General features: G+C 64.1%; 1 protein-coding gene and 2 pseudogenes. 2 read left to right on the top strand and 1 reads right to left on the bottom strand.

All coding sequences use genetic code 11. The features are described from left to right. A pseudogene (locus tag EN964_RS32105) lies at positions 1 to 1,152 on the bottom strand (hypothetical protein); the annotation flags it as partial. A 95-nt stretch (positions 1,153 to 1,247) separates the two neighbouring features. On the opposite strand from EN964_RS32105, the gene EN964_RS32110 reads away from it, so the two are divergent. Together EN964_RS32110 and EN964_RS32115 are read left to right on the top strand one after the other, a co-directional pair. Further along, on the top strand, positions 1,248 to 1,715 hold the full coding sequence (locus EN964_RS32110) for a peroxiredoxin (protein WP_127258257.1): 468 nt from the start codon (positions 1,248 to 1,250) through the stop codon (positions 1,713 to 1,715). Positions 1,716 to 1,866: 151 nt separating this feature from the next. Next, positions 1,867 to 2,314, top strand: a pseudogene (locus EN964_RS32115) (vitamin K epoxide reductase family protein); the annotation flags it as partial.

Genomic DNA, 2,314 nt, shown 5'->3' on the forward strand with positions numbered 1-2,314 from the left:
GTAGCGATAGGAGGGTTCTTCACCCACCGCTCCGCTTGCCGGCTTCGGCCCGATCGAACCGGCGAAATCGAATGTCGAGCGGCCGGTCTTCAGCAGCAATCTGTCGACCTGGATCTTGTTGCTGCCCGCAACCAGCGTCGCATTGATATCGACGTCCGCCGGCAGCAGTCCTCGCGTGCCGAGATCGAGGACAGAACCCGTCGACGACAAAGCGGCCGTCAGCCGCGATGCGTTCGCGCCGAACCCTTCCGATCCCGTCAGCTTCAGCGCGACGGTTCCCAGCTTGCCGGCAGCGGCCGCCATATCGCCGGTATCGGCCAGATCGACGCTCGCATCCAGTGCCGTGACGCGGTGCGCCGCGATATCGCGGGAGGCGGAAGCGGCAACGGTAGCCGTCCTGCCGTCGATGTCGGCCGTGGACGAGAACTGCATGCCGCCCGGGCCCGACTGCACGACGGTGGCGTCGGTGATCTTGACGAGCTTGATCGCTCCGGTTTCGGGCAGCACGAATTCGACATTGCGAAGGTCGATCCGGCGCAGCGAATCCTCCCGCACGGCATCGAGTGCGTGGTTGATGTTTCCGAACACCGCGGCGGACAGCTTCTCCGGATCGATGAGGCCGTCCGCATTGCGCAGGCCGGCGGTCCAGTCGCCGCCTGACGGCATCGCCGCCACGACGATGCGGGCATCCGAGATCCTGGCGCTGGTCAGCCGCACATCTCCCCACAGCAGCGGGAACAGACGCACGCCGAAGCGCACGCGGCCGGCATCGGCCATCGGCTTACCGTCCGAAGTCTTCAAGCTGACGTCGCTGACCTGAAGCGCGATGAAACTCGAACCGTCGAGCGTGATGCGGGCAGGCCCGACCGCGACATTGACATCGACGCCCGCCAGTTTCTCGAGCGCCGTTTCCGCCTCGGTGCGAAGCCGGTCGGATCCGATGCCGGAGGCGCCAACCAGATAAACGAGCACGGCGGCCAGCAGCACGAAAGCGACCAGACCGGCGAACAGTCGCGACAGGATGCGAAAACCGCGTCCGATCGAAGCCTGACCGAGCGGCGGCACACGGCAGGCGGACGGAAAGGTCCCCAGGTCGGTGATCTCATCACGCCTGAACCGGATCTTCTCGTGCTGCGGTCGCTCCTGATCCACGCAATTTTCCGTTGTACGAACTCGATCGTGGACGAATCCCCGTCCGACACTATATCGGTGTGGCTTCGCGCGTAACCTCAAACAAGGGCATCGGTATGGCTGACCTCGACGTAGGCGATCTCGCGCCGCAATTCGACCTGCCGCGGGACGGCGGCGGATCAGTCAGCCTTGCCGCATCGTCCGGCAAGCCCATCGTGCTGTATTTCTATCCGCAGGACGACACAACAAGCTGCACGCAGGAGGCGATCAGCTTCTCGCAACTGAAGCCGGACTTCGAGAAGGCCGGCGCCGTGGTGATCGGCCTGTCGCCCGACCCCGTCAAGAAGCACGACAAGTTCAAGTCGAAATACAATCTCACTATCGACCTCGCCGCCGACGAGGAGCGCAAGGTGATCGAAGCCTACCATCTGTGGGTCGAGAAATCGATGTATGGCCGCAAGTATATGGGCGTCGAGCGCGCGACGTTCCTGATCGGCCGCGACGGGCGGATCGCCAGGATTTGGCGCAAGGTCCGCGTCAAGGGCCATGCGGAAGAGGTGCTCGAGGCCGTTCGCGCGCTTTGAGGTTTTGCCGGCGAGGTTGGCCCGGTTTCCCTTACAACCATACGCACGCCTGGCGGGCGTTCGCTGCGGGCAAGCCGGCCCTGCAAGCCTTTGTTAACCTTAATAATGTGTAGTCAAGCTGTCGTGGTGTCGTAAACGAAAGCTTGGTCCCGTGAACGCAACCGGTCAGTCCGCAGTCTTCGGCAGGCGTAAGGAGCCCCATACGGTCATCATCGCCCGGGGCAACGAGATCAGGCATTTCACGATCCGACCGTGGCTGGCGGCCTTTATCGGCTCGGCGCTCGCCGCCATTGCCGTCGGCTACCTCATGGCCACCTCCTATCTGGTGCTGCGCGACGATCTGATAGGCGCCACCACGGCGCGCCAGGCGCGCATGCAGCAAGCCTATGAAGATCGCATTTCGGCGCTTCGCGCCCAGGTCGACCGCATCACCAGCCGGCAGTTGCTCGACCAGCAGCTGATGGAAACCAAGGTCAGCGAACTGCTTGAACGGCAGAGCCAGCTGAGCCAGCGTCACGGCCGCCTTGGCCCGCTGCTCGAACGCGCCGAGAGCGAAGTCGGCGCAGCGCCGGCCGAAGATCCGGCAGCGGTTGCGAAGC

The organism is Mesorhizobium sp. M7A.F.Ca.CA.001.10.2.1 (genome assembly GCF_003998575.1).
GTDB lineage: Bacteria > Pseudomonadota > Alphaproteobacteria > Rhizobiales > Rhizobiaceae > Mesorhizobium.

What these genes read in the sequence shown, in the direction of transcription:
- EN964_RS32110 (WP_127258257.1), top strand. Translation starts at nt 1,248, where the DNA reads ATGGCTGACCTCGACGTAGGCGATCTCGCGCCGCAATTCGACCTGCCG.